The 25,571-nt window shown below is 53.8% G+C and carries 27 protein-coding genes; 6 read left to right on the plus strand and 21 right to left on the minus strand.

Features of this window, described 5'->3' with window-relative positions; translation table 11 throughout:
- Positions 1-4 precede the first annotated feature (4 nt).
- Together ACW44H_RS18750 and trmB are read left to right on the plus strand one after the other, a co-directional pair.
- Positions 5-814 carry a thiazole synthase gene (locus ACW44H_RS18750; protein WP_457506007.1) on the plus strand — a complete coding sequence of 270 codons (810 nt, stop codon included), beginning with the start codon at positions 5-7 and terminating at the stop codon, positions 812-814.
- 15 nt (positions 815-829) lie between these two features.
- Positions 830-1,600 carry a tRNA (guanosine(46)-N7)-methyltransferase TrmB gene (gene trmB / locus ACW44H_RS18755; RefSeq protein WP_457506008.1) on the plus strand — a complete coding sequence of 257 codons (771 nt, stop codon included), beginning with the start codon at positions 830-832 and terminating at the stop codon, positions 1,598-1,600.
- 176 nt (positions 1,601-1,776) lie between these two features.
- Here the strand turns inward: trmB and ACW44H_RS18760 are convergent, their stop codons facing one another.
- The 3 genes from ACW44H_RS18760 to ACW44H_RS18770 all read right to left on the minus strand — a co-directional run bounded on the left by ACW44H_RS18760 (position 1,777) and on the right by ACW44H_RS18770 (position 5,051).
- The gene (locus ACW44H_RS18760) at positions 1,777-2,778 is read right to left on the minus strand and encodes a 2-hydroxyacid dehydrogenase (protein WP_457506009.1); all 1,002 of its coding nucleotides are present in this window, start codon (positions 2,776-2,778) and stop codon (positions 1,777-1,779) included.
- A gap of 5 nt (positions 2,779-2,783) precedes the next feature.
- Positions 2,784-3,695, minus strand: coding sequence for an ectoine hydroxylase (gene thpD, locus ACW44H_RS18765; RefSeq protein ID WP_457506010.1), 912 nt, complete (start codon positions 3,693-3,695; stop codon positions 2,784-2,786).
- Positions 3,696-4,136: 441 nt separating this feature from the next.
- Positions 4,137-5,051 carry an AEC family transporter gene (locus ACW44H_RS18770; RefSeq protein ID WP_113270778.1) on the minus strand — a complete coding sequence of 305 codons (915 nt, stop codon included), beginning with the start codon at positions 5,049-5,051 and terminating at the stop codon, positions 4,137-4,139.
- Between the two features lie 105 nt (positions 5,052-5,156).
- Here ACW44H_RS18770 and ACW44H_RS18775 point away from each other — a divergent pair, with 105 nt between their 5' ends.
- The gene (locus ACW44H_RS18775; protein WP_113270777.1) at positions 5,157-5,660 is read left to right on the plus strand and encodes a hypothetical protein; all 504 of its coding nucleotides are present in this window, start codon (positions 5,157-5,159) and stop codon (positions 5,658-5,660) included.
- A 5-nt stretch (positions 5,661-5,665) separates the two neighbouring features.
- Positions 5,666-6,259: an SCO family protein gene (locus ACW44H_RS18780; protein WP_113270776.1), complete on the plus strand. Its 594-nt coding sequence runs from the start codon at positions 5,666-5,668 to the stop codon at positions 6,257-6,259.
- Here ACW44H_RS18780 and ACW44H_RS18785 read toward each other — a convergent pair.
- The 7 genes from ACW44H_RS18785 to ACW44H_RS18815 form a co-directional block, all read right to left on the minus strand.
- Complete coding sequence (locus ACW44H_RS18785) at positions 6,256-7,353, minus strand: poly(3-hydroxybutyrate) depolymerase (RefSeq protein ID WP_457506011.1); 1,098 nt, start codon at positions 7,351-7,353, stop codon at positions 6,256-6,258. The two genes, ACW44H_RS18780 and ACW44H_RS18785, sit on opposite strands and share 4 nt — an antisense overlap.
- Positions 7,354-7,356: 3 nt before the next feature.
- The gene (locus tag ACW44H_RS18790) at positions 7,357-8,037 is read right to left on the minus strand and encodes an FKBP-type peptidyl-prolyl cis-trans isomerase (RefSeq protein WP_457506012.1); all 681 of its coding nucleotides are present in this window, start codon (positions 8,035-8,037) and stop codon (positions 7,357-7,359) included.
- Between the two features lie 133 nt (positions 8,038-8,170).
- The gene (locus tag ACW44H_RS18795) at positions 8,171-8,614 is read right to left on the minus strand and encodes a universal stress protein (RefSeq protein WP_457506013.1); all 444 of its coding nucleotides are present in this window, start codon (positions 8,612-8,614) and stop codon (positions 8,171-8,173) included.
- Positions 8,615-8,634: 20 nt separating this feature from the next.
- Positions 8,635-9,918, minus strand: a complete 1,284-nt coding sequence (locus tag ACW44H_RS18800; RefSeq protein ID WP_457506014.1) for a TRAP transporter large permease — start codon at positions 9,916-9,918, stop codon at positions 8,635-8,637.
- 30 nt (positions 9,919-9,948) lie between these two features.
- The gene (locus tag ACW44H_RS18805) at positions 9,949-10,527 is read right to left on the minus strand and encodes a TRAP transporter small permease (RefSeq protein ID WP_457506015.1); all 579 of its coding nucleotides are present in this window, start codon (positions 10,525-10,527) and stop codon (positions 9,949-9,951) included.
- A 297-nt stretch (positions 10,528-10,824) separates the two neighbouring features.
- On the minus strand, positions 10,825-11,871 hold the full coding sequence (locus ACW44H_RS18810) for a TRAP transporter substrate-binding protein (protein WP_113270770.1): 1,047 nt from the start codon (positions 11,869-11,871) through the stop codon (positions 10,825-10,827).
- A gap of 191 nt (positions 11,872-12,062) precedes the next feature.
- A complete protein-coding gene (locus ACW44H_RS18815) occupies positions 12,063-12,662 on the minus strand; it encodes a TIGR02444 family protein (RefSeq protein ID WP_457506016.1) in 600 nt (199 codons plus the stop codon).
- A 29-nt stretch (positions 12,663-12,691) separates the two neighbouring features.
- Here ACW44H_RS18815 and ACW44H_RS18820 point away from each other — a divergent pair, with 29 nt between their 5' ends.
- A complete protein-coding gene (locus tag ACW44H_RS18820) occupies positions 12,692-14,668 on the plus strand; it encodes an ATP-binding cassette domain-containing protein (RefSeq protein ID WP_457506017.1) in 1,977 nt (658 codons plus the stop codon).
- Positions 14,669-14,683: 15 nt separating this feature from the next.
- On the opposite strand, the gene dtd is transcribed toward ACW44H_RS18820, so the two are convergent.
- The 9 genes from dtd to ACW44H_RS18865 form a co-directional block, all read right to left on the minus strand.
- Positions 14,684-15,121 (minus strand): D-aminoacyl-tRNA deacylase, encoded by a 438-nt coding sequence (gene dtd / locus ACW44H_RS18825; RefSeq protein ID WP_457506018.1) that lies wholly within the window; start codon positions 15,119-15,121, stop codon positions 14,684-14,686.
- Positions 15,122-15,234: 113 nt separating this feature from the next.
- Positions 15,235-16,104, minus strand: a complete 870-nt coding sequence (locus ACW44H_RS18830; protein ID WP_457506019.1) for a universal stress protein — start codon at positions 16,102-16,104, stop codon at positions 15,235-15,237.
- Positions 16,105-16,245: 141 nt separating this feature from the next.
- Positions 16,246-17,076, minus strand: a complete 831-nt coding sequence (gene thiD, locus ACW44H_RS18835; RefSeq protein ID WP_457506020.1) for a bifunctional hydroxymethylpyrimidine kinase/phosphomethylpyrimidine kinase — start codon at positions 17,074-17,076, stop codon at positions 16,246-16,248.
- Positions 17,077-17,213: 137 nt separating this feature from the next.
- Positions 17,214-18,326: a TRAP transporter substrate-binding protein gene (locus tag ACW44H_RS18840; protein WP_457506021.1), complete on the minus strand. Its 1,113-nt coding sequence runs from the start codon at positions 18,324-18,326 to the stop codon at positions 17,214-17,216.
- A 173-nt stretch (positions 18,327-18,499) separates the two neighbouring features.
- Positions 18,500-19,903: a TRAP transporter large permease gene (locus ACW44H_RS18845; protein ID WP_457506022.1), complete on the minus strand. Its 1,404-nt coding sequence runs from the start codon at positions 19,901-19,903 to the stop codon at positions 18,500-18,502.
- Positions 19,903-20,463: a TRAP transporter small permease subunit gene (locus ACW44H_RS18850; protein ID WP_457506023.1), complete on the minus strand. Its 561-nt coding sequence runs from the start codon at positions 20,461-20,463 to the stop codon at positions 19,903-19,905. Before ACW44H_RS18850 ends, ACW44H_RS18845 begins: the two co-directional genes overlap by 1 nt.
- Positions 20,464-20,565: 102 nt before the next feature.
- On the minus strand, positions 20,566-21,369 hold the full coding sequence (locus tag ACW44H_RS18855) for an endonuclease/exonuclease/phosphatase family protein (protein WP_113270806.1): 804 nt from the start codon (positions 21,367-21,369) through the stop codon (positions 20,566-20,568).
- A gap of 35 nt (positions 21,370-21,404) precedes the next feature.
- Positions 21,405-22,037 (minus strand): thiol:disulfide interchange protein DsbA/DsbL, encoded by a 633-nt coding sequence (locus ACW44H_RS18860; RefSeq protein ID WP_457506024.1) that lies wholly within the window; start codon positions 22,035-22,037, stop codon positions 21,405-21,407.
- A gap of 138 nt (positions 22,038-22,175) precedes the next feature.
- Entirely contained in the window at positions 22,176-22,805 is a 630-nt protein-coding gene (locus ACW44H_RS18865; RefSeq protein WP_113270760.1) for a c-type cytochrome, read from the minus strand.
- A gap of 366 nt (positions 22,806-23,171) precedes the next feature.
- Between ACW44H_RS18865 and yihA the strand changes: the two genes are divergently transcribed.
- Positions 23,172-23,810 carry a ribosome biogenesis GTP-binding protein YihA/YsxC gene (gene yihA / locus ACW44H_RS18870; RefSeq protein ID WP_113270759.1) on the plus strand — a complete coding sequence of 213 codons (639 nt, stop codon included), beginning with the start codon at positions 23,172-23,174 and terminating at the stop codon, positions 23,808-23,810.
- Here the strand turns inward: yihA and ACW44H_RS18875 are convergent.
- Positions 23,783-24,541, minus strand: coding sequence for an HAD family hydrolase (locus ACW44H_RS18875; RefSeq protein ID WP_457506025.1), 759 nt, complete (start codon positions 24,539-24,541; stop codon positions 23,783-23,785). The two genes, yihA and ACW44H_RS18875, sit on opposite strands and share 28 nt — an antisense overlap.
- The gene (locus ACW44H_RS18880; RefSeq protein WP_457509088.1) at positions 24,538-25,482 is read right to left on the minus strand and encodes a tyrosine recombinase XerC; all 945 of its coding nucleotides are present in this window, start codon (positions 25,480-25,482) and stop codon (positions 24,538-24,540) included. The genes ACW44H_RS18875 and ACW44H_RS18880 overlap by 4 nt, the downstream gene beginning before the upstream one ends.
- Between the last annotated feature and the right edge of the window lie 89 nt (positions 25,483-25,571).

Consider the following 25,571-nt stretch of genomic DNA (forward strand, 5'->3'; position numbering starts at 1 on the left):
CACTATGACTCAATTAACGCATGAACCGCTAACGGATACGCCGCTTACCATTGCCGGACGCGATTTTCATTCGCGCCTGCTGGTGGGCACTGGCAAATATAAAAACTTTACCGAAACCGGTGCTGCCATTACCCAGAGCGGCGCTGAGATTGTGACCTTTGCCGTACGCCGTACCAACTTAGGTCAGGATGCCGATGCGCCTAACCTGCTGGATGTAATCTCGCCCGAGCGCTACACCCTGCTGCCCAATACCGCCGGCTGCTATAACGCTAAAGACGCGGTGCGCACCTGCCGTCTGGCCCGCGAGCTGCTCGACGGTCACAAGCTGGTCAAGCTGGAAGTGCTCGGCGACGATCACACGCTTTATCCCAATGTGGTCGAGACGCTAAAAGCCGCGGAGACACTGCTCGCCGACGGTTTCGACGTTATGGTGTACACCAGCGACGATCCTATTGTGGCACGCGAATTAGAAGCCATGGGCTGCTGCGCCATCATGCCGCTAGGCTCGCTGATTGGCTCGGGCCACGGCATTCAGAACCCGCACAACGTGCGCCTGATTGTTGAACAGAGCAAGGTACCGGTACTAGTGGATGCGGGCATTGGCACGGCGTCGGACGCTGCCATGGCGATGGAACTCGGCTGCGACGGGGTGCTCTTAAACAGTGCTATTGCCCACGCCCGCGACCCGCTACGCATGGCCAACGCCATGAAGCTGGCCGTCGAAGCTGGCCGCGATGCGTTTTTAGCCGGTCGCATGCCACGCCGCCAGTCTGCCGATCCTTCTTCACCTTTCGCTGGCCGTATTAACGGTTAATTGATTCGAGACCCCATGACTGAACCCAACGATACCGTACCAGAAAGCCACACCGCGCCCGAAAGCAATGCCACCACAGGCCCGGAAGGTACGGATGCACCGCTGCACCGCCGCGGCATTAAAAGCTACGTGATCCGCGCGGGTCGTATGACCCAGGCCCAGAACCGTGGCTTAGAAGATATCTGGCCGCGTTTTGGCCTGACCATCGCCGACGGTCGTCAAGACTTGGACGCCCTGTTTGGCCGTAAGGCACCCCGGGTAGTGGAAATTGGCTTTGGCATGGGCAACTCGCTGATAGAACAGGCCGAGACTCATCCAGACACCGACTTTATCGGCATCGAAGTCCACGCCCCTGGCGTCGGCAAATTGCTCGATGAAGTCGATAAGCGTGGTCTCACCAACCTGCGTGTTTACCGCGAGGATGCCCTGGCCGTGCTCGAACAGTGCCTTCCCGAGGGCTCGCTGACTACGCTGCAGCTGTTCTTCCCCGACCCCTGGCCGAAGAAGAAGCACCACAAGCGGCGCATCGTTCAGCCTGCCTTTGTTGAGCTGATCCGCACTCGCCTGATGCCCAGCGGCACCTTCCATATGGCCACCGACTGGGAAGCCTACGCAGAGTGGATGGCCGAGGTAATGGAAGCCGCGCCCGGTTATACCAACACTGCCAGCGCGGAAACCGCCCCGTACGTACCACGCCCGGCGTTCCGCCCGCTAACCAAGTTTGAAGCCCGCGGCGAAAAACTTGGCCACGGGGTTTGGGATTTGATCTACCAGCGGTGCGATTAACCTGCGCTATTCAAACGCCGTCAGCGCAAAGCTGATATAAGAAAGTGCAACGGCAACGGTAATCGGCCCAGGGTGCGCTGGGAACTGCCCACCAGCATGCTTACGGCCGATCACCACATAATAGAGCTGCAGGGATGCCTTGTGATTATTGTTGCAGATCACTAAGCGATTTGTGGCTAGTCCAGTTTGGCGTTAGCCACCCGATGCATGGTGCCACTTCCGCTTTCAAAAGCGTCAATATTCGCCAATGTGGTTTCAGCGATATTGGTCAGCGCCTCGGTGGTAAAGAACGCCTGATGGCCGGTGATCAAGACATTATGGAACGTCGTTAGGCGCATGAACTGGTCATCATCGATCACGCCTTGGGAGAGATCTTCAAAGAATAGCTGTTCCTCTTCTTCGTAGACATCCAGCCCTAAGCGACCGATTTTGCCGCTTTTCAAACCAGCGATTACCGCTTGGGTATCGACCACCCTTCCTCGGCCGGTGTTGATGATCATCACACCGTCTTTCATTTGGTTGATGGCGTTGGCATCGATTAAATGATGCGTTTCAGGCGTTAAGGGACAATGCAGCGAGATAATATCAGCGCTTGAAAACAGCGTTGCTAGCGGTACGTATTCAATAAAGGCGTTAGCATCCGGGTTGGGGAAAGGGTCATTGGCCATTATGCGGCAACCAAAGCCGTGCATAATATCGGCAAAGATCAATCCGATCTGACCAGTTCCGATAATGCCCACCGTCTTGCCATGCAGATCGAATCCTAACAAACCATCCAGCGAAAAATTCCCTTCCCGTATGCGGTTATAGGCGCGATAGGTCATACGATTCAAGCTTAGCACTAGGGCCACCGCATGCTCTGCCACTGCGTGGGGCGAATAGGCGGGCACCCGCACCACCGTCATACCCAACTGTTCGGCAACAGCCAAATCGACATGGTTGAAGCCCGCTGAACGAAGAGCCACTAACCTCGTGCCGCCTTCATAGAGCTGCTGTAATACGGAGGCATCCAAGCAGTCGTTAACGAAAACACAGACTCCCTCAAAGCCTTTGGCCAAAGGCGCCGTATCAATCGTTAGGCGCACGTCAAAAAAGTTGAATACGTGGTGCTCCGCCGCATTTGCTCGCGAGATAAAGGTGTGGTCATAGGGTTTGGCGCTAAATACGGCGATACGCATGGGTATTACTCATTAAGTGGTTCAAGTGGCTTCCAATTAGTACGATTAGCCAGGAACTCAGGCCTAGGGCGGTTACCGCAGTAAGGATCGTGAAGAGTATTTTCAACACTGTTATAAACAAAGAATAAATTGCTTCTTGGCCAGCAAGACATGTTTATATTGGAGCCGTGCATGGTATTGCACTCGAAAATCACCAGAGAGCCGGCGGGCCCCTTAGGTGCTTCAATATCGTTCTCTAACATTAGCTCACGTAGGCTACTGATGGGCGGAACGCCCACCTCTTGGCTTTTTAGCGACTCTTTGTAGTTATCTTGCGGCGTTCGTCCCACACAGGGGATAAAGTAACGGTGAGAACCGGGAATCAACATCAGTGGCCCGTTAAACTCGCCGTTGTCCGTGAGCACGATGGAACAACTTAGCGCGCGCATACGTGGCATGCCGTCTTCGCTATGCCACGTCTCAAAGTCAGAGTGCCAATCAAAGCCCTTGCCTTTAAAACCTGGCTTATAGTTAATTCGTGATTGATGGATATAAACATCACTGCCCAGCAATTGTTTGACGATCGCTAACAGCTTGGGGTCCTGGGTTAGGCGTTGGAAACGTTCTGAAACTTCATGAATACCGAAAACGGTGCGTATCTCTTCACGCCCCGGCTCAAGAATAGTACCTTCTGAAAGCTTAAGATCGGCATCGTCCTCATACTCTCGCAGCTCTTGAAGAAAAACCTGCATATCATCAGCATCGTAAAAACCTTCAAATGATAGAAAGCCCTTTCTTTCGTACTCATCAATTTGTGCTCTATCTAAGGGCCCATTCTCACGTTGAGACTCATCGCCGTATACCACGGGATCGATGCGCTCAAACATTCCCAACTTTCGTTCCAATCGAGTAGGGAAAAGATCTTGGGTATCGCTCATGGCAAACTCCTCCATTAGTATGCGTTTCTATAAACACCTTTAGGCGCTACTTATAAAACGTAGACGCCAAAATGCACCTCAGCAATGCTAAGGCAGCCTGCTCACCGTTACAGCAGTCATCTTTTTAGAATCATCAGTGGCTAATTAGTGAGAATATGTACTGACAATAAGTACTGAAAAATAGGCATGAGGAAGTAGAGGAAGCAAAGGTCTGGGCAAGCGCTAGAAAAAAGAAAGCCGCTCCAATGGAGCGGCAAAAGACCGTGACTAGCAATGAGAGGGAGAAACCATGACAGTAAACTGGCGATAATTTTTACCAAGTAGCTGTCTTGGTTGCCAACGTCTCATCAAACGCTGACAATCACACTATAATAATTCTCATTTACCCCGTCAATACAAATACGAATATTTTTTATTTACATTTTTTTGACATGCAGAGGATCAACTAACCAGTCGTAGCCAAAACGGAAGCGTGAGCATCGCCAATAGGGTTTGGCCGGTGATAATGGCGGCCATCAGCTCGGCATCACCGCCTAATTGTCGGGCTAGAATATACGCAGAGGTGGCAGTGGGGAGCGCTGCGAACAGTAGCGCCACATCGCGACTTATGGGGTCCAACTGCAATACCCACGTTAATGCCAATACAAACGCAGGCATAAACACCAACTTAACACTATTGGTGGCCAGCACGCCGCGGTCAATACGCAGCAGCGCCATCGGGCGAAGCGCTACACCAACCGCTACCAACCCCAACGGCAACGCCGCTCGTCCGAGTAATTCGACCGTGTCCTGACTCCAACCAGGTAAACCAACGCCAGAAAGGTTCAGGCCAATGCCTGCAAGGCAGGCTAAAATCAGCGGATTTTTAATCAATGCCATTACGCTTTTACCCACACTGGCACCACCCAAGGTACCCGCGGCAACAAAGCTCGCCACGCACATAACGTTCACCACCGGCACCATCAGTGCCACGGCGACCGCTGCGGTGGTCGCACCTAAGCTGCCATGTAACGCGGCAGCTCCGGCAACCCCTACATAGGTATTAAAGCGAACTGCACCTTGGAAAACAGAGGTAAACGCTGCGGGTGTCAGTTTTAGCCAGCTGCGAAAACACCATAGCAATAAACCAAACAGCATCATCGCGCCCAATAGAACTAACGCTAAACGGCCTACTGGCACCTGCCTCACATCGGCAGTGGCTAAGGTTCCCACCAGCATCGCAGGAAATAGCACAAAATAGATCAGCCGTTCCATTTGCGGCCAAAAGGTATCGCTGGGCCAACGCCAATAGCCGAGTATGGCGCCTAATAAGATCAACAAAAAAAGTGGGCCTAAAGCGCCAGTGATACTTTCCATTTGTGTCCCTTTTGCCTGCGACATCCCATCACAGCGATATCGGCTCGATTGCTGTTACCATGGCGACAATCCCCGCCTCACGGCTTGCGTAGCGATTATTCTGCCATGAAGATGATATCAAAACCTGCTTACCCGGCAGGCTTCCCTACCCTAAGGGTACTCATACTGGTCACTGGTTTGGCTCTGGCTGCCTGTGCGTGGTACGCCTTTTCCCATTGGCTGCACAGCGACAGTGAGGTGACATGGTTTCCACCCGCTGCAAGTTGTAACTTGCATACATCTCCCTGTTCCGCCACGTTAGGCGATAAGGGCCGCGTCACGCTTCACGTGCAGGTGAATGGAAGGATTGATGCTTTAGAGGTTTTACCTCTGGAAGTTGAGGTAGAGGGCGTTAAGGCTACCCAAGTTGACGTCGACTTTGTTGGTCGCGACATGGATTTGGGGTTACACCGTTTTGCGCTTAGTGCTAGTGCGCCCGGCCACTTTCAAGGCCAAGGGCAAGTAGGGATGTGCACTCAAGCCGTTATGCCTTGGCGAGCGCGTGTCATACTGGAAACCGCAGAAGGCAAAATGGGCAGCTGGTTCGATTTTGATGTAATTCGGAGTTAACGCACATGGCAAGCAAATCATTATGGCTGGGCGCTGGGGTAGTCGCTGTCTTGGTGGTGGCCAGCAGCATCGGCCTCTATCAGTACGCTTTCGCCCCTAACAATGATGGCCCGGTAGGTGGCCCTGTAGAAATGCCCTCGACCCGGGGCGATTTTTCGTTGACCCAATTGGATGACGATCAAGTCGCAGTGCTTTCGTTTGGTTATACACATTGCCCAGACGTATGCCCGATGACCCAGTCGGTCAAACGCCAAGCCTTGGCCCAACTCTCAGACGAACAGCGCGAGCGTGTGGTGCCGGTAATGATTACCGTTGACCCTGAGCGTGACACTATTGAACGCATGCAGGAGTACATGGGCTTTTTCGGTGAGGAGTTTGTTGGCGCAGTGGGCAGCCAGGAACAGCTGGAGGATGTTGCGTCGCGTTATGGCGTCATATGGCGAAAAGTCGAAGCGCCAGACTCAGCAATGACGTACACCATTGATCACAGCGCTTCACTTTATTTAGTCAATCGTGAGGGTGATATTCTTCAGCGAGTGCTCTACTCACCGACCCCGCATGGTTTAGTTTCAGCGTTAGAAAGTGAATTGGGCAGCTAATCGGTCCGCTCTGACGAGGGCTTCTCTGGAGCAGCTTGCAAGCGATCCAGCATAGCCATTAGCGCGCCAATTTGGGTGCCATTACGGGTATCGTGCTGAGGGTTTAGCTGCCAGGTACTTTCGGCGAATCCCCACCAATCCCAGCAGCCTTGCGGATTCGCCATGCTGCTTTCTGTCTGAGGATAAAGCACGATCTGCTGGTGCGTTGCCGCCCAAGCGTTTAACCCAGAATAACGCACGAAGGTATCACTAATGGATGCCTCGTTCATTTGACAACCGTGCAGTGCTAGCGTTACCGGGCACTCACCCGCTTCACAGCCTTCAGGTATAAATACGTAGCCGGTGTCTGCGAGGCCTTTCACGGCAAACTCGGATTGGTCGAAAGCGACTAATTGACCGCTATGCTCGCTACCACTAGATGCATCATGCTCGGGGTAGAGCCAGTTCAACATATCACTGGCGATATCTTCATCACAGGCTAATACATAGCTACCGCCGCCCTGACCACAATCACCCCACTCTTGTGAGCCGGGCGATACGTCATTAGGTAACCGCACCGGCCAGCCATGCCCGGTATTTTCGCTACGCGCAACACGCAGTTGATCGGGCGAAGCCAGCCATTGCTCCCACTGCTCCGCAAGCAGGTCACCTAGTAACGGATCAACCACATCATCTTCTTCGCCGTGCCAAAAATAAGCTCTGAGCTGGCTTAGATCCTCGGTACTTCCTACCTGCTCAAGCCCAAGGTAGCGCTGGCGGCGGCTCTCCAGTTCATCGAGTGACGGCGCGCCGCGGCGCGTCATCATACATTGGTTAAGTGCCAAACTCAGCGAACCCTGTGCACAGCTCCAGGGGCCCGCTGCCAGCACACCCAGCCCACTAAAACGCTCGGGCCAAGCAACCGCTAACTGGGTCGCCATATAGCCGCCTGACGAGACACCCACCACGCTTGCCTGCTCGCTCGCAGCAGCCAAGGCGGGTAAATCATCAGGCTCATTGGCCGCTTCGGCCTGTGCTAACAGCGGGGTGCAAAGGCCCAGGCAAGCCAAAACATAAGCCAGCGGGTGCAGCTTAGAAGGAGCGGTTGAAGTCATCGCTTATTCGACGTCTAACAAATCAACGCGGAAGGTCAGCACTTCATTAGGACCAATGGGGCCTTGGCCACTTTCACCATAGGCAAGATCCGCAGGGATATACAGCATCCAGCTATCGCCAACGCTCATCATCTGCAGCGCTTCCTGCCAACCTTCGATCACTTGGTTGGTCTGGAAGCTGACTGCTTCACCACGCTCAAAGGAGCTATCGAAGACGGTACCGTCTAACAGCATCCCCTCGTAATTCACTTCGACGGTGTCTTCAGGGCCAGGTGTGGCACCATCACCCGAGTCCAACTCTTCATATTGAAGGCCGGAATCCGTCACGGTCACTTCCTCGCGCTCAGCGTTCTCGGCCAGGAAGGCTTCACCTTCTTCAAGGTTGCTCTGAGCCATCTCTTCAGCTTCAGCTTCACGCGCTTGCATTGATTGCTCTTGGAACGCCATCAATGCTTCGGTCATCTCTTCTTCACTGAGCGCTAAATCATTACCTTCAAACACGTCGCTCATGCCATCGTTAAACGCATCCAGATCGAGGTCTTCGATATCGGCCTGCATGCTTTCACCCAGGGTGACACCCAGGCTATACGCTAAGCGCTGTTCATCGGTTTCGGGCGCTGCCGCTGCAAAAGGGGCGACCAATAACAAACCTGTCAGAGCCGTGGTAGATAGCAGTTGTTTCATAAAATGTCCTTTTTAATCGCGGCGCCGAACGCCAATCAGTATCGCTTAAAGACTAACACCCACCGGCCCGAGCTGCATCTTCGGAGCGATGGGTGTTGTTAAGACCACAAAATGAGCGAGAGGTTTAGCCTATCTAGACCACCAGTGTGGGGCAGAGTGCAGCGCCAGCGACGCGCTGAGAAACGCTGCCCAGTAGAGGGTTCTTATCGCCGTTGGTGCCTTGGGCGCCAATTACGATTAGGTCGCACTCTCGCTTGCGGGCGAAGCGTACGATAATCCGCGAAGGCCGCCCGCCTTTCACAAAAGCGCGCACACGAGCACTGTCAGCACCCAGCTCAATAGCATGGGATTTAGCATGCACGGCAATCTCGGTAGCGTACTCTTTTAGCGCATCGTCCGGTATATTCAGTTGATTAGGCCGCACCATAGAGAGTGAGGCTTCCAGCAGGCTGTGGTGTTTAAACACGCATAGCAGATAAAGCTCAGCGCCGGTTAACATCTGCAGGCCTACCGCTTTTTCCAGCGCCTTCAAAGCGCCTTTTGAACCATCCACCGGGACTAAAATGCGATTAAACATTCGCGTACTCCTTGTGGCTGTTAGCGGAAGGCAACATCGCGCAGGAACAGCGCAATTTGCGGGAACATGATCAACAGGGCAGCCGCTAAAATCAGCATGAAAATAAACGGCGGCGTACCTTTGATGACATCCCAGTAGGGGCGTTTAAAAATCGCAATCGCGGTAAAAATATCGCACCCAAAGGGCGGGGTTGCCGAGCCTATCGCCACCTGCAAGGTAATCAAAATACCCACCAGCACAGGATCTAAGCCCGTTGCCGCAATAGCCGGCGCAAAAATAGGCGTTAGCACCAAAATGACCACGATCGGATCAACAAACATACAGGCCACAAAGAAGGAGATACAGATGGCAATCAATACACCGGTTGGGCCTGCATCATTGACCCCGACCGCCTCCAGGATCATTTGCGGAATCTGAGCAAACGAGATAATCCATGAAAAGCCATTACCCACCGCCACCAGAATAAATACCACGGCGGTAATCAAGCCGGTTGATTTAGCGATGGCGTAAATGTCGTTCATTTTGAGCGAACGGAAGACCACAAACTCAAGCAAAACGGCATACAGTACGCAGGCGGCCGCGGCTTCCGTTGGGCTGAAGATACCGCCATAAATGCCGCCAACAATGATCACCGGGAAACCGAGTGGCCACAGCGCCTGCTGAACTGCTACTGCACGCTGCTTCCAGCTTGACTTTGGTTCGGTGGGCACGTCTTTTACGATGGCGTAAATAATGCTGTAAGTCGAAAACATCAACAGAATCATTAAGCCTGGGCCAATCCCGGCAATAAACAGCTCACCGATAGAGGTACCCGAAATAACCCCGTAAATAATCATACCAATACTAGGAGGGATCAAAAACGCGATGTCGCTAGCATTAATGATTAGCGCAAGTGTAAAAGAGTCCGAGTAGCCCGCTTTGAGCATTTTTGGGCGCAGCGGTGAGCCCACAGCCACCACCGTTGCCTGGGTAGAACCCGATACGGCGCCGAACAGAGTACATGAGGCCGCGGTGCTCACTGCCAAGCCACCTTTAACATGACCAATAAACGACATCACCATATCAATTAAACGGTTAGCGGATTGCCCGCGGGTCATGATGTCGGCGGCAAGGATAAACATGGGGACCGCAATAAGCGATGCAGGGCGTATACCCGCCATCATCTGCTGGATCAGCGTATCCATTTGGCCGAAGCCGTTAAACATCATATAGAAGCCAATTACCGCAGCGGTAATTAACGGGATCATCATAGGAAAGCCCAGCAGCAGCAGGGCAATCATAGTGGAGACCATTATTGTCGTCATAGCTATTCCCCTAGAGTGCAGTGCTTTGCATCAGACTTCAGTTTCGGTGTCTTTGTAACCATCCACTACGCCCGTCGAGAGATACACATCGTGAGAGGTGAAGTTTTTAACGGCGGTCAGCAAGTATTGAATACCGGTAATCAAAAAGCCCATCGGCACCCACAGATAAATGATCCACACCGGTAAGCCCAAGGAGGGCAATACCCGGCCTTTGCTATACAGATCAAGGATATAAACAATCGAATAGTAGAGCAGGAAAAACATCACTAGCGATGTAAACAGCGCGATGCAGATCATCAGCACTCTGCGCCCCCCTACCGGCAGCGCATCGTAGATAGCCGACATGCGAATATGACGGCCATGTCGAGCAGCATAACCAATCCCCGCAAAGGTAATCATAATGATTAAAATCCGGTTTAACTCACCGGAAAACATGATGCTGTTACCAAAGACAAAACGAGCAACCACATTGATGACCGTATTCAGCGCCATTAGCAAAACACCCATCGCAAGGATCACGGCTTCTATTTTGCTAATTGCAGTGTCGATCATCCCTAGTGCCCCCGGTAAACCGGAGCGATAATCCCTTTCCATTTCTTCGTCGGTCATGGCCGGACTCCTTTTAACGGCTCTAACGGCATCAGTTGAGTGTCGTCGGCACGATTAACACAGCATTATTCCAGACCCACCTAGCGCCATTGGGCTAAGAATTAACTCTAGCGTAACGGCATGCCGCTGTAGGTGATTCAACGCTAGATGTACGTAACTCAACAGTAACCTTGTTAAAACCCGCCCGAATAGCGCGAACCCCGGAGGACTCACACTTTAGTACCGTAAAATAAAAAGGGGCAGCCTTTGCTGCCCCTGGGGTAATCCATCCGTGCGACTATGCGGCTTAAAGGATGATTACTCGTTGGTTACGGCTTCAAGGTCAGCTTTAAACTGCTCAAGCAGCTCTTCACCGTCTTCGCCAGTCATTTCCAGGAAGGCTTCTTCAACCTGTGGGGCACGCTCACGGAAGGCTTGAATTTGCTCTTCGTCCAGACGTGTCACCGTCACTTCATCAGACGCTTCCTGAATTTTCTCTAGCGACTCCTCGGCCAAACCTTGAATATGCTCAATGGTATGGTCGTAGGCTACTTGTGATGCTTCATCAACCAGTTCCTGGTCTTCTTCGGAAAGGCCTTCGTAGAAGTCCTGGTTAGCCATCATGGCGGTGGTGAACCAACCATGACCGGTAAACGTCAGGTGCGGAGACACCTCGTACAAACCACCGGACTCAATCCAGAAAATGGGGTTTTCTTGGCCGTCAATGATGCCGGTCTGCAGACCACCGTATACTTCACCCCACGGTAGCGGCGTCGGCGTTGCGCCGAAGGCGTCGTAGGTTTCCGTTAGAAGTGGGTTGGTCATCGTACGGATTTTCTTGTTATCCAGCTCCTCCGGCGAGGTGAAAGGCTCGTTAGTGGTAATCACCATTTCGCCTTCTGGATACATCTGCAGTAGCTCTAGACCTTGCTCGGCGTAAAGCTCTGGGAACATTTCGTTGATGGCTTCACTTTCTTCGAAGAACTCCAGTACGGTGTCTTCGTCGGTCGGCAGCAGATAGGGAATGAAGAAAATTTGCGCTTCAGGGATAAGAGCGCCGGTAAAACCAGGCGACTGATTCACAAACTGCAGGATACCGTTTTGCGTCTGCTCCATGATGTCGTCAGACTCACCCAGCTCGCCAAAACGATATACCTGAACTGTGTGGTCGGAATTTTCTTCAATATGTTCTTTAAAAGCATAGGCAAAGACATCTTGGACGTCGCCTTCATACTCCTCGTGGGCGTAACGCCAGTTGTCTGCTTGTGCGACAGCCGTCATGCCCATTAGCAGTGCACCGACGCTTGCGGTCGTCACTAATTTAGTGGTGACAGAGCGGGTAGAAACGGATTTGCTTGCCTTCATGCGGAGTTCCCCTTGCAGTGGTAAGCGCGCTGTACGAATGCGCAAAAACCTAGATCAGTCTCGCATTTTTCATCACGACACTATGATTTATTCGCTAATCGATGTTCGCTAACAGCCACTGAAATACTGTTCTTAAAGGCGTATTAGCGGGCGAATAACGCTAGGTATTTCAAAAACAGCTTAAATCCAGGCTAGCGCGCTCCTTGGTAAGGGTCAAGCTGGCAAGTAAGCGTTTGTATCGAACGAAGCAATGATTCCTGGCGCGTAAAGCTATCGTCAGGCTTAAAAATACTCTTGCCAGAAAAAAGCTGTTTTAGCAGCCATTTAGCAGCATTTGGCGGCGTAGTTGAGATAGTTGTTGAGATGTTCGTCACCCGCTGCTCTTCTGCTGACGCTTCCCACACCCATGTTTGCCAACGTTGAAGGTTCTCACGCTCGGCCATGAGTTCCGCCTGTTTAATGGTTTCACGCAGTGCCGCCACAGACTCACGCTCTGCCGCAGAGGCTTTTAAATCGCGGCGTAATCTTCGCAATACCGCTGTTACATGGCGTTGCCAAAAACAACACTGCTCACGCTGATGAGCGAGTGCCGCGGGCTTGGCTTCCAAGCCACATGAGTAAAGCCAACAATGAAAAAGCAGCTCGCAAACATCGAGGCCGGCTTCCTCTTGTAACGTCAGGCAGGCCGCTTCTACGCCCGGCTTGGCGTAAAGTGTCAGCGCGAAATCCCATAACGGTACCTGCTGTAAGCGCTGCAATCGGGTAGAATCAAGCGTCATAGAATCTGGCATCGTACGACCCACTTTTTTCGGGAGAAGGCATGATCGCACTGCGCCAAGTCGCCTTGCAACGCGGCACGCAAACGTTACTCGACAACGCGGACGTTACCCTTAACAACGGGGTAAAGGCCGGGATTATCGGGGCAAATGGCGCCGGCAAATCAAGCCTCTTCAAGCTTCTGCTTGGCGAGCTTGGGCCCGATCAGGGCGAAATTGAAATGAGCGGCGGCCAGCGTATCGCGCATATGGCCCAGGAAGTCGACGCCCTCGACCGCCCTATCATTGAATATGTACTCGATGGCGACTTAGCACTGCGCCAAGCAGAAGCCGACTTAATGGCCGCCCAGGAAGCCGGGGAAGCCCACCGCGAAGCTGAACTGCACGGTTTGATTGAAACGCTGGATGGCTACCGTGCAGAGTCACGTGCGGCGCAGCTGCTGGTGGGGCTGGGCTTCGTCCAGACTGACCTCACCCGCCCGCTCTCGGCGTTTTCAGGCGGCTGGCGAATGCGGGTCAACCTCGCGCGTACGCTGTTTATGCCTTCCGATCTACTGCTGCTGGATGAGCCCACCAACCACTTGGATCTGGATGCGCTACTGTGGCTGGAGCAATGGCTGACCCGCTACCCTGGCACGCTGCTACTGATTTCCCACGACCGCGACTTTTTGGATGCCGTGTGCGATCACATCGTGCATATGCATCATCAAACCTTGGAGCTATATCGCGGCAATTACTCTCAGTTTGAGCGTACCCGCGCTGAAAAGCTTGCCCTGCAGCAAGCTGAAGCCGCCAAGCAGCAAGCGCGCCGAGAAGAGATCGAGCGCTTTATTGCCCGCTTTAAAGCCCAGGCAACCAAGGCCAAGCAGGCCCAGAGCCGGGTCAAAATGCTTGAGCGCATGGAAGATATTGCCGTCGCCCACGTGGACTCCCCTTTCCACTTCACCTTACCGGCCGCCGATAAAACCTCACGCCCGCTGCTGGTGTTGGATCAGGCGCAGCTAGGCTATCGCGGTAAAACGGGCGATGGGAGTGACGACAACATCCAATTGGACAAGGTCAACGTTACGCTACTGCCCGGCAGTCGCATTGGCCTGTTAGGCCCCAACGGGGCGGGTAAATCGACGCTGATCAAGTCACTCACTGGCGAGCTTGAGCTACTCAATGGCAAGCGCGTCCCCGGCGAGCACTTGGCGATTGGTTACTTTGCCCAGCACCAGCTTGAAGGACTAGATGTTTCATCGACGCCTTTTGTCCATGTGCAGCGCCTCTCTCCCACTGCCAGCGATCAGGAGATTCGCAACTTCCTGGGCGGCTTTGGTTTTAAGGGTGACGACGCCTTCGGCAAAGTCGCCAACTACTCTGGTGGTGAAAAAGCCCGCTTGGCACTAGCCCTCGTCGCTTGGCAAAAACCTAACCTGCTGCTGCTTGATGAACCCACCAACCACCTGGATCTGGAGATGCGCGAAGCGCTGACCCAAGCGCTGGCCAGCTTCGAGGGTACGGTTATTCTGGTCTCCCACGACCGCCACTTATTGCGCGCAACGGTCGATGAGTTTTGGAAGGTGGCGGATAACCGCGTCGAGCCTTTCGATGGCGATTTGGAAGACTACCGGGTTTGGCTGAAAGCGCGCCTGGAAGAGAGCCGCCGCGACTCTCGCGGCGAAAAGGCCGAGCGGCAGAACCAGCAACCCAGCGGCGACAGTCGCGAAGCACGCAAGGCGTCACGCAAAGCAGCCGCTGAGCTACGCGAGAAGCTTCGTCCACTGAAAAAGCAGCGCGATCAGGCGGAAAAAGCCATGGAAAATGCTCAGCAGGCCCTTGAGGCCGTCGAGCAAGTGCTAGCAGACCCTGAGCTTTACACTGATAGTGCGCGTAAAACCGAACTGACCAAGACGCTTAGCCAGCAAGCTGAGATTAAAGCGCGCCTGGACGAAGCCGAACGACAGTGGCTTAGCGCCGAAGAGTCATTGGAGGCAATGGAAGCAGAGCTACTGGCCAGCGAAGAGACGACTGGTTAGCGTCCTGCTTGGCTGCTAGCTTTCTAGTAAAAACGTGACCGGGCCATCATTGATCAATGCCACCTGCATATCGGCGCCAAATTCACCGGTCGCCACCTGCGACCAGGCAGCACGGGCCTGTTTAACCAGCAAATCGAATAGCGCCTCGCCCTGTGCAGGGGGGGCAGCGCTGGAGAAACTAGGCCGCAGCCCTTTGCGGGTATCCGCCGCCAGGGTGAACTGGGAAACAAGCAGCAAACCGCCGTTCACCTGCTGCAGGTTTTGATTCATTTTGCCCTCGGCATCACTGAATACTCGGTAGTGAAGCAGTTTATGCAGCAATTTTTCCACACTGGCCGCGTCATCGTGTTTCTCCACGCCTATCAGCGCCAGCAGACCATGATCAATACTACCGACAACCTTGCCTTCCACTTCAACACTAGAGCGCTTTACCCGCTGAATGAGTGCCTTCACAGTGCCACTCCTCGGCTAACAAACGGACAGTGTAACGACCGTTAGTTAATTTTTCCTAGCAGTACATAGAGAACGCTTTTACTTGTGCTAACGAGTTGGATTAGCAATTTGGATTACCAAGCACGGCAGAGCATCAAATCGCAGTGCGGCTCACACAGCAGCATCTCGGTTAGCTGGCTTACGTGGTGGGGTTGCCCACGGCTGCCGATCATGACGAGATCGGGCGAATGGCGTTTCATATAGGCCTGTAGCACATCACAGGGTGCGCCCTGCTCTAGCACCAATTCAACGTCAGGTACCCCGTCTAGTTCGCTCATCAGGCTATCAACCTCGTTAGTCAGCTGTTCGCGCAAACGCTGCAGTTCATGCTCGCGCCAGTGGGCGTAATACGCCTGTGAGCCTAACTCACGCTCACCAGGCAGTGTCCAGGCGTGCAGTAAGGTCAGCGTGGCATCAGGAAAGCGAATCAGCGCTTCTTTTAAAGTATGCCGCGCGGTCAGTGAAAAATCGATGGGTACTAAAATATGCTGCCAGGGCTGGGTAGGCTGGTAGGAAGCCACTACCACCGGGCAAGGGGCACTATGCAGCACACGCATCAATATAGTGCCCACCAGCAGGTCTTTTTGACCACGTTTACGATGCATGCCCAGCACAATCAATTCGGCTTTGCGCTCATGGGCTTCGCGAATAATCTCGACGTGGGGAGAGCCGGTCACGGTTTGGATCAGCGTTTTCGGTGCCTCTAGGGCGTAATCTTCGCGTAAATCCGTCAACACAGTAGTGATGTCTTCCACCACCGCACTCTCTACATCAAGCAGGACACGCCGTGGAAGGTACGGGTCCAACACATGCAGTACATCAAGCTGAACCCCCTGGGCGTAGGCCAAACGTAACGCCCGAGCAAAGGCGGCGCGATTATCAGCAGAAAGATCGGTGGCAAACAGAATGGTACTTGGAACAGTACTTGGAACGGTGCGAGGCATGGCGAAACGCTCCTCAGCCGATTGACTCAGCTTTATAAGTCGTTAAGCAAACACTCCTCAGCATGGTGTGCAATCTCTTTTCCCGCAAGCTACCTGCTACTCTCGTTTTTACTCTCGTTTTTACTCGCGTTGTACGCCGTCTTACCACCATGCGTGAAAATGATGCACTGGCCCACGTCCTTTACCCACGTTTAAACGCACGCTCGCCTCGAGCGCTGCATGTAGCCAGCGTTTGGCATCGCCAATGGCCGCCACTGGCGCGTTAGCGTTTGCCTGGACAGGTAGTTTCGCCAAACAAGCGGCAATCGCCGAGGAGAGCGCACAGCCGGTGCCATGCAAATTGTCTGTGTCGATACGCGAGGCGGGCAACCATTCATGGCCGTTAGGTGTTGCCAGCAGGTCCGGACAAGTAGCCCCCCGCAAATGGCCGCCTTTCAATACCACATAGGGCGCACCCAACTGCGTTAGTCCCGGCAGCATCGCCTCCATGGCGTCTAAGCTCGTAGGTGAGGGAGAATCGAGCAGCACCGCTGCTTCCGGTAGGTTGGGTGTAATTACATCAGCGAGCGGCACCAGAATATCGCGCACGGCGCGAATACCGGCGTCATCAACCAGGATATCACCGCTCTTGGCGACCATTACCGGGTCGAGCACGATCCAACGTGGACGGCGCTGACGCAACACATCGGCAATCACCTCGGCGACTTCGCGGCTTGCCACCATGCCTATTTTAACTGCGTCCAGCTCGACATCATCCAGCAGATGCTCTAACTGCTCGCGAATGGCTTGGGGAGCAACGGGATAAACCGAGGCTACGCCGCAGGTATTTTGAGCGATCACCGCGGTAATCACGTTGGTGCCGTAAACGCCGAGCGCTGAAAAGGTTTTCAAATCGCCCTGTAAACCAGCCCCGCCTGACGGGTCCGAGCCAGCGATGGTAAGTACATTACGAAGACGGGAATTGTTAGACATGAGGCTCCTTCACGACAAAATCGTCAGTATTTGCCTAGGATACCCAAGCTGCGCGTCTTATGCTGCCGAAAACGTACATGCCAAACACCCAAAAGCCGCCCGAAGGCGGCTCGTTCTTGTGCGTCAAGCAAGACAAACTATTGAGTTGCGTCGCCTTCCGGGTTGCGGGCGTTGTAGTACGCCTGTTCGGAGATGGCGTGGTAATCCTCGACCTTCTCCTGGAACGCTTGATAAGAGTCATAGATACGCGTGGCTAATTCGCTTGATTCCGCCAGCTCGGCCACCACATCTTGCGAGTGCTCACGCGCTTGAGCAAGCACATCGTCAGGAATGCGGCGTAGCTCAACGTCGTGCTCGTTCACTAGTGTTTCTAGCGCATCGTTGTTCCGTGCGGTGTATTCATCCAACACGCTTTGGTTAACGTCACTGATAGCAGTCCGCAGGATCGCCTGAAGATCGCCTGGTAGCTCCGCCCAAGCCTCTTCGTTAACGATCGCCTCAAACATGACTGTCGGCTCGTGCCAGCCGGGGTAGTAGTAGTAATCCGCCGCCTGGTGCAGGCCAAAGGCTAAATCGTTGTAGGGGCCGATCCACTCGGTAGCATCAATGGCACCGGACTGCAGCGAGGTGAATATCTCGCCGCCCGGCATGTTCACAATCGCTACACCCATGCGGTTCATTACTTCACCGCCCAGGCCGGGCATACGCATTTTCAAACCATCAAGATCATCAACCGAATTGATCTCTTTGTTGTACCAGCCGCCCATCTGTACACCCGATGCCCCGGCCACCAACACGTCAACACCGAACTCATCGTAAAGCTCGTTCCACAATTCCATACCACCGCCGAAGCTTAACCAGGCGTTCATTTCCTGGGCGTTCATGCCAAACGGTACAGCGGCGAAAAACTGAGCAGCGGGGGCCTTGCCTTTCCAGTAATAGGAGGCAGAGTGTCCCAGCTCAGCAGTGCCGTCGGAAACGGCGTCAAACACTTCAAAGCCCGGCACTAACTGACCAGCACCAAACACTTCGATGGTCAGTCGGCCATCCGACATTTCATCGACCAACTGCGATAGGCGTTCAGGGCCTTGGCCAACGCCAGGAAAATTCTTCGGCCAGGACGTCACCATTTTCCAACGGAATTCGTCCTCTTGGGCCTGAGCTTGGTTATCAAAACTGGATACCACCAACAAGCTGGCCGACAGGGCGGTCGTCATGGCGATGGCGGCAGGTATTGCTTTGGCTTTCATAGGGTAACCCTCTTACTTTCTATTATTACTATTATGGGTAGGGAAGACGCCATCTAGCGCAATGCGCTAGATGGTTTGTTACAAGCCGTTATTTGTTAGCTTAACTTTTTTAAGTAAGGTTGCCATTTCCTTGCGTTGATAGCAGCGATGCTTTTCAACTTATCGTCAGTCCATTAAAACTGATCAGGGAGCCAAGTTGCCAACTGCGGGAAGAAGGTCAGCAAAAGCAGCATACCCAGTTGCATCAAGATAAACGGGATAACGCCACGATAGATCGCCGATGTAGACACAGAAGGCGGTGCCACCCCGCGAAGATAGAACAGCGCAAAACCAAACGGCGGCGTTAAGAAAGACGTCTGCAGATTGATCGCGATCATGATGCCCAGCCAAATCGGGTCAAGCCCCATGGCGAGCAGGATCGGCCCGACAATCGGCACCACCACGAAGGTGATTTCAATAAAGTCGAGAATAAAGCCGAGCAGGAAGATAACCAGCATGACGATAATTGTCGCGCCCACCACGCCGCCGGGCATCGCCTCGAATAGCTCGGTCACCATGTGTTCGCCGCCGTAGGCACGGAATACCAGCGAGAACAACGCCGCGCCGATCAGGATCAGAAACACCATGGTGGTCACGTGAGTCGTCGAGCGCAGCACATCTTTAAGGGTCGCCCAGTCGAGTTGACGGTAAGCCAGCGCCAACACCAAGGCGCCAAACGCCCCCACTGCGGAGGCTTCAGTGGGCGTTGCAAAGCCGCTCAGAATAGATCCCAGCACCGCTACAATCAGCACAACGGGCGGCACTAGGCCTTTGAGCAGCAACATACCAATTCCTGAGGTATGGCCAAGCTCCGCCATTAACTCTTCACGGTCGGCAGCAGGCGCCATGTGTGGGCGCAACCACGCCACCAGGCCCACGTAAATCATATAAAAAACCACCAGCAGTAGCCCTGGCACCAGCGCGCCCATAAACAGGTCACCCACAGAGACCGTTTTAGGGCTAAAAATCCCCATATCAAGCTGTGCTTGCTGGTAGGCTGATGACAGCACATCGCCCAACAACACCAGGGCGATGGAAGGGGGGATAATTTGCCCCAACGTGCCGGTGGCACAGATAGTGCCGGTCGCAAGAGAAGTGCTGTAGCCACGTTTTAGCATGGTGGGCAGCGACATTAACCCCATGGTGACTACCGTGGCTCCCACAATACCGGTAGACGCGGCCATCAACATACCTACCAGCGTCACCGAAATACCCAACCCACCGCGCATTGAACCAAACAGTAGGGCCATGGCATCCAGTAGCGTTTCAGCCACTTTAGATTTTTCCAGCAAGACGCCCATCAAGACAAACAGCGGTACTGCCAACAGCGTTTGGTTGGTCATGATGCCGTAGAGTCGGTTGGGTAAGGCGGCCAGATATCCGCCATCGAAGTTGGCATCAATACCAATGGCTTCCAGGCCCAGCCCCATCCCAGCAAACAGTAGTGCCGTACCCGCCAGCGAGAGCGCCACAGGAAAGCCGAACATCAGGACAATACAGATGACGGCAAATAAAATAACTGGCATAAACTCCAGCATCAAACACGCTCCTCAAGATGGTTTGTACCCTCGGCAGAAGGCTCTATCCGCCCCGCCATGACATAGCCATTGCGCACAATCTCAATCACACCCTGCACGATCATTAGCACGGCAAACAGCGGGATTAAGGTTTTCAGTGCGTAGACAGCCGGAATACCACCATAGTCGGAGGAGGTTTCCAAAATGCGCCAGGAGTTGGCCACGTAACCCAAGCTGGAAGCGATAATGAAGACCATGACGGGAATCAGCAGCGTAATAATACCCACTATATTGATTAACGCTTGGCGGCGCGGCGTCATTCCTCGATAGAAGATATCAACCCGCACGTGGCCGTCATGGCGAAAGGTATAAGCGGCAGCAAGCATAAAGACACTAGCGTGCATATACATCACTAGCTCTTGCATAAAGATACTGTTCACACTGAAGGCATAACGAAGGAGTACAATCGCGAACTGAATCAACATCATAATGATGATCAGCCACGCAAGGGTGCGCCCGAACCACTCTGAAGCGCGGTCCAGCGCACCAATAAACGCAGGTAGTTGTGTTGTGTCCGACATGGAAGTGTCTCGCGTAAAACGACTAAGGGGGATCAGCGTCCCAGACAATAGCGCATCTAAGCGGACAATGCAGCGCCCACTTACAGCAAGACAAGCTAATTCTTAAACGGTTGAGCGAATAGCCGCTAAACAGGCCTCCGGCAAGGGCAGATCAACAGCAATCGGTAGATGATCAGAGAAGAGATTATCTAGCACGCGCACTTCAGCGGCCTCTAACGACTGTGACAATAAGATATGGTCCAGCGCTTGGCGTGGTTGCCAGGAGGGGTAGCTGAAAAGAGGTTTAACCGGGTGCAGCGGCAACGACGTACTAAAACGCTCATGGGCGTGTAACTGATCGGGGGTGCAGTTGAGGTCCCCCATCACGACCACATGGCGAAGTGGTTGAATAATATCACTTAAGTAGTTGAGCTGACGCACCCGGCCACGATGGCTAAGTGCCAGGTGAGCAACAAACAGATGCAGCGCATCCGGCCCCTCACCAAAGCGTGCGTGAATAGCACCGCGGCCAGGCATGGTTCCCGGTAAACGGTGCTCCTCTACTTGGCTAGGCACCAAGCGCGACAGTAAACCATTGCTATGCTGGGCGATACGCCCAAGATTACGATTAAGCTGTTGAACATGATGGGGAAATCCCGCTTTTGTAGCGAGATATTCCACCTGGTTGACGCGGCTTGAACGAAAGCTACCACCGTCCACTTCCTGCAGCCCTACGACATCAAACTTGCTCAGCACTTCGCCCATTAGATCCAGTCGCTGCTGGCGGCGTGGATGGGGCAATAAATGCTGCCAGCTACGTGTGAGGTAATGGTGATAGGCAGAGGTCTGGATGCCCACCTGCAGGTTGAAGGTCAGCAAGCGCAGATGGCCATCTTCCAATAGCGTCGAGCGGTTGCCGCTCGTCACTGTTTTATCGAGCTCTTTTACATTACGTAGCACAATTATTCTGCGCGCTCAGCACGCACCTGTTCGATCAATGAATCAGCGATTTTCGGCATATTTTCCAGACTACCGGCTGAACTCGGCGAAACAACGTAACGGCCATCAATCACCAGGGCGGGCACACCCATTAGTTTCATTTCGCGCATACGGTTATGGGCTTCATTCACTTCGCTGCGAACACTGAAGTCGGTCAGCGCTTTTTTGGCTTCTTCCTCGCTGACACCATAGTTGGCGAAGAAAGCTGCGATATCATCGGGCTCAGTGAGCGACTGATCCTCCTGATGAATAGCATTAAAGAAATCGGCGTGTAGCTCTTCTTCGATACCCAGCGACTCCGCCGCATAGAAAGCGGTGGCGTGAGTGTTCCAATCGCCGCCCATCGTGGCGGGCATTTTGACTACGCTAACGTCGTCTTCCAGCGTCTCGTACCACTCGTTAACCGGTGTTTGTAGCCGGTAACAGTGAGGGCAACCGAACCAAAATACTTCGGTCACTTCAATTTGCCCGTCTTCGACGTGGGTTTCTACCGGCGAATCAAGTAGCTCATAGTGCTGACCTTCAACCACTTCCTGGGCACTCACTACCGCAGAAAGCCCTAGACCGGCCATCGCGACCATTAGCGTTTTAAACATCGAATCAATTCTCCATGGGTAAGCGAAGAGTGAGACCGTGGATATATTAGCGGGTTCCCTCTTATGGCATACAACGCCAAAAGAGGGCCCACAAACGACATAAGAAAGTGACCGGACTTAGGCCTCTATTTTAAAATTCTAGTACAGGCCCAACACATAGTTAGCCACTGCTTCCATATCGTTGTCGCTCATTTTAGAGGCGATATCGCCCATGATGTTATTGGGATCATTGTTACGCTCGCCTGACGCAAAAGCCTGAAGCTCCCCAATCGTGTACTCAGCATGCTGGCCTGAAAGACCTGGATAAACAGCCGTACCGATACCGACCCCTGTCGGTGTATGGCAGGCGGAACAGGCGGGAATGCCCTTGGACATATCACCAGCGCGGTAAATTGTTTCGCCACGAGCCAGTAACTCAGCATCTTCGTCGCTGGTTTGGCCTAAATTAGCGTCCTGCTCTGCAAAGAATGCCGCGGAATCCCAAGCATCCTGGTCAGAGAAATCAGCCACAATAGGTTGCATTTGAGGTACGTCGCGAACCCCATCGCGGATATCGATAATCTGCTTGGCCAGATACGACATTTGCTGACCCGCTATGTTAGGGAAAGCAGCGGATGGACTAATGCCCTGCTGTCCATGACAAGCTGCGCAGACTTGGGATAACTCCTGGCCTGCTGACGCATCAGCATTGGCTTGAAGATCGGTTTGAGCGTGGGTAGCGCCAACGGCGCCCATGGTAATTGCCAGGCTTGCCAGTAACTTTCTCATTGCTCTTCCACTATGCCGTTTTATGTTTGACTGGTACGCACCCTGGGCGCTTCCCAGGCTCCACAAATTACCAGGGTTAGCTCCGCCAAAACGACCAACGTCTCACATTGGTCGCTGTCGGCTAGAGCGCGATGGTACACTAGCGCCCCAGGTCGCAGATATAAACCGCCTACATTATAACGAATCACCCCAGCGGCGGGAATGCAAGTCCTAGACTGCTTTAGGGGTAATTCGTCGCGGTACTGCTCTCGATTCTCTATTATGGCTCTCTATCATGCGCTCTACTTTACGTGATAGCGAAATGAGATAGTGAAATGATAGTGCGCTGAGCAGGCCGTTTTTTGTTCGTTTTTCAGGATCAAGTCCATGACTACCCCCCATGATAGCCCAGTCCCTCGGCTGAACTACCCGACGGCAAGTTTTATAATCAGCGCTCCCACCCTGGCACTATGCCCAGATGATACGGGTGCAGAAGTTGCCTTTGCCGGACGCTCTAACGCGGGAAAATCAAGTGCTATCAATGCGTTGACGCAACAAAATGCGTTGGCGCGCACCTCGCGCACACCTGGTCGCACCCAGCTAATCAACTTTTTTAGCGTCATGAATGACGAGTCGCGGCGCTTGGTCGACCTGCCCGGCTATGGCTACGCCAAGGTACCCGAAGCGGTCAAAATAGAGTGGCAGAAGCACTTGGCCGAGTACCTTCGTAATCGTTTTAGCTTACGCGGCTTAGTACTGCTAATGGACGTACGTCACCCACTGACCGAATTTGATCAGATGATGCTCGATTATGCTGATCAACGCGAAATGCCGGTGCATATTTTGTTGACTAAAGCCGACAAGCTCAAAAAAGGGCCTGCCAGCGCTGCGTTGCAAAAAGTTCGCTCGCGTTTAAAGGAGTGGGAAGACTTAGTCTCCGTTCAGTTGTTCTCTTCACTCAAGCGCGACGGCGTCGATACACTGTCACAAAAACTGAATCAGTGGTTGTATACCCCTCCTGAATGACGCTTTTCTAAAGACTCCAGTAACTGGGGTAGCTCTTTTATATGAGCAATGCGGTGGACCCGCGGAGGTAGCGTTTGATCCCCCGTCTCAGCAATCCATACAGCATGCATACCCAACTGCTGAGCGGGCAATATATCTTCCTGCCATGAGTCGCCTACATGCATGGCGCACTCGGGGGCCACCTTCAGGCGCGAAAGTGCGGTGAGAAACGACGCGGGGTCAGGCTTAGGTGCCAACAGCTCGCCCGCCGCAATGGCCACCGGAAAGTAAGCAGCCAGCGGCTGTCGCGCCAAATGGATATTGCCATTGGTGATGGCCGCCAACTGATAACGCTCCGCCAACGCGGCAAGCAAACCAGCCGCCTCCGGATGAGGAGTGACCAGCACGCGCAGACGATGAAACTCGTTCATCGCTGCAGCCGCCCACATCAACGCAGCACTGCGGGGCAGGCCAGCAGCTTCGAGCTGCGCTTCCAGCGCACGCAGCCGCAGCCATGTAAAGTCACCGCGCCGTTCGGGTACCTCTTTCGCCCACTGTTGGCGACGCTGAAGATAATCCTCCCTGCCGCTTTCTTGGCTTAACGCCAGCGCTGGTTCCTTACGCGCGGCTCGCCATGCTTCAAGCGCCTCTAACAACCAGCGGTAGTGCCCCTCTTCGGTACGCGCCATAACGCCGTGGTTATCCCATAGCGTGTCGTCTAAATCGAAGGTAATCGCCTTGAGGTGCTTCATGGCTTACTCCGAGGGCTATTGTTTTCAGAGTTACGATTTTCAGGGCTAGGATTTTTAGAACGATGATCCCGTTTTGCGCGTGGGTGGGCTGCATCGTAGCTCGTTGCAAGATGCTGCCAGTCAAGCCGCGTATAGACCTGAGTCGTCGACAGGTTGGCATGCCCCAACAGCTCCTGTACGGCGCGCAGATCCTGGCTCGACTCCAATAAATGACTGGCAAAAGAGTGACGCAAACGGTGAGGATGAAGATGCTCGGGCAAGCCGCGGGCAATCGACAGCTGCGCTAAGCGTTTTTGAATGGCGCGATGACCCAAACGCGCACCGCGCTGACCCACAAACAGCGCCTGCTCATTAAGAGGTGCGAGTACGGAGCGACAACCCAGCCATTCGGTCAGTGCCTGATGGGCGCGGCGCCCTACCGGTACCTGACGCGGCTTGCCGCCTTTGCCGATGACCCGTACCCGGCTGTCTTGCAAATCCTTAAGATCAAGCGCCGCCAGCTCCGCCAAACGCAGGCCGCTGGAGTAAAAAAGTTCAAGAATGGCCTGATCACGCGCGCCCAATGGTGTGCCGTCGTGGGGGGTATCGAGAAAGCGTGCCAAAGCGTCTACATCAACCGGGCGTGGCAGGTGACTCGGCTGTTTAGGCGTTCGCAATAACCCGACTGGATTATCTACCAGCTCGCCCTGCTTGACTAAATAGTCAGCGAAGCGTGATAGGGCCGCGCGGCGCCGGGCAAGGCTTCTAGGCGCCAAGCCACGGCTGCGCTCTGACCCTAGAAACGCACGCAGAAGGACGGTATCGAGTGCCGCTGGCTCAGTCACTTCGCGGCGCTCGGTGAAGGCGCAAAGTGCCGCCAGATCATGTCGGTAAGCAGCCACGGTGGCCGGGCTTGCATGGCTCGCCAAGGCAACCAAAAACGCCTCAACGCACTTGGCTATCCGAGTCTCACCTACCGGCGTCTCAACTAACGAGGTCTCACCTAACGACGTCTCAACTAAAGAGGTCTCGACTAGCGATGTCTCGGCCT

The organism is Vreelandella sulfidaeris Esulfide1 (assembly GCF_054072535.1).

Excerpts from the sequence above, each read along its gene's own strand:
- ACW44H_RS18810 (WP_113270770.1), bottom strand. The coding sequence starts at position 11,871 with ATGAAGGCAAGCAAATCCGTTTCTACCCGCTCTGTCACCACTAAATTA.
- thiD (WP_457506020.1), bottom strand. The coding sequence starts at position 17,076 with ATGTCTAACAATTCCCGTCTTCGTAATGTACTTACCATCGCTGGCTCG.
- ACW44H_RS18815 (WP_457506016.1), bottom strand. The coding sequence starts at position 12,662 with ATGCCAGATTCTATGACGCTTGATTCTACCCGATTGCAGCGCTTACAG.
- ACW44H_RS18750 (WP_457506007.1), top strand. The coding sequence starts at position 5 with ATGACTCAATTAACGCATGAACCGCTAACGGATACGCCGCTTACCATT.
- ACW44H_RS18860 (WP_457506024.1), bottom strand. The coding sequence starts at position 22,037 with ATGTTTAAAACGCTAATGGTCGCGATGGCCGGTCTAGGGCTTTCTGCG.
- ACW44H_RS18830 (WP_457506019.1), bottom strand. The coding sequence starts at position 16,104 with ATGCCTCGCACCGTTCCAAGTACTGTTCCAAGTACCATTCTGTTTGCC.
- trmB (WP_457506008.1), top strand. The coding sequence starts at position 830 with ATGACTGAACCCAACGATACCGTACCAGAAAGCCACACCGCGCCCGAA.
- thpD (WP_457506010.1), bottom strand. The coding sequence starts at position 3,695 with ATGAGCGATACCCAAGATCTTTTCCCTACTCGATTGGAACGAAAGTTG.
- ACW44H_RS18865 (WP_113270760.1), bottom strand. The coding sequence starts at position 22,805 with ATGAGAAAGTTACTGGCAAGCCTGGCAATTACCATGGGCGCCGTTGGC.
- ACW44H_RS18795 (WP_457506013.1), bottom strand. The coding sequence starts at position 8,614 with ATGTTTAATCGCATTTTAGTCCCGGTGGATGGTTCAAAAGGCGCTTTG.
- yihA (WP_113270759.1), top strand. The coding sequence starts at position 23,172 with ATGACTACCCCCCATGATAGCCCAGTCCCTCGGCTGAACTACCCGACG.
- ACW44H_RS18760 (WP_457506009.1), bottom strand. The coding sequence starts at position 2,778 with ATGCGTATCGCCGTATTTAGCGCCAAACCCTATGACCACACCTTTATC.
- ACW44H_RS18875 (WP_457506025.1), bottom strand. The coding sequence starts at position 24,541 with ATGAAGCACCTCAAGGCGATTACCTTCGATTTAGACGACACGCTATGG.
- ACW44H_RS18790 (WP_457506012.1), bottom strand. The coding sequence starts at position 8,037 with ATGAAACAACTGCTATCTACCACGGCTCTGACAGGTTTGTTATTGGTC.
- ACW44H_RS18775 (WP_113270777.1), top strand. The coding sequence starts at position 5,157 with ATGAAGATGATATCAAAACCTGCTTACCCGGCAGGCTTCCCTACCCTA.
- ACW44H_RS18800 (WP_457506014.1), bottom strand. The coding sequence starts at position 9,918 with ATGACGACAATAATGGTCTCCACTATGATTGCCCTGCTGCTGCTGGGC.
- ACW44H_RS18850 (WP_457506023.1), bottom strand. The coding sequence starts at position 20,463 with ATGTCGGACACAACACAACTACCTGCGTTTATTGGTGCGCTGGACCGC.
- ACW44H_RS18845 (WP_457506022.1), bottom strand. The coding sequence starts at position 19,903 with ATGCTGGAGTTTATGCCAGTTATTTTATTTGCCGTCATCTGTATTGTC.
- ACW44H_RS18840 (WP_457506021.1), bottom strand. The coding sequence starts at position 18,326 with ATGAAAGCCAAAGCAATACCTGCCGCCATCGCCATGACGACCGCCCTG.
- ACW44H_RS18785 (WP_457506011.1), bottom strand. The coding sequence starts at position 7,353 with ATGACTTCAACCGCTCCTTCTAAGCTGCACCCGCTGGCTTATGTTTTG.
- ACW44H_RS18770 (WP_113270778.1), bottom strand. The coding sequence starts at position 5,051 with ATGGAAAGTATCACTGGCGCTTTAGGCCCACTTTTTTTGTTGATCTTA.
- ACW44H_RS18820 (WP_457506017.1), top strand. The coding sequence starts at position 12,692 with ATGATCGCACTGCGCCAAGTCGCCTTGCAACGCGGCACGCAAACGTTA.
- ACW44H_RS18780 (WP_113270776.1), top strand. The coding sequence starts at position 5,666 with ATGGCAAGCAAATCATTATGGCTGGGCGCTGGGGTAGTCGCTGTCTTG.
- ACW44H_RS18805 (WP_457506015.1), bottom strand. The coding sequence starts at position 10,527 with ATGACCGACGAAGAAATGGAAAGGGATTATCGCTCCGGTTTACCGGGG.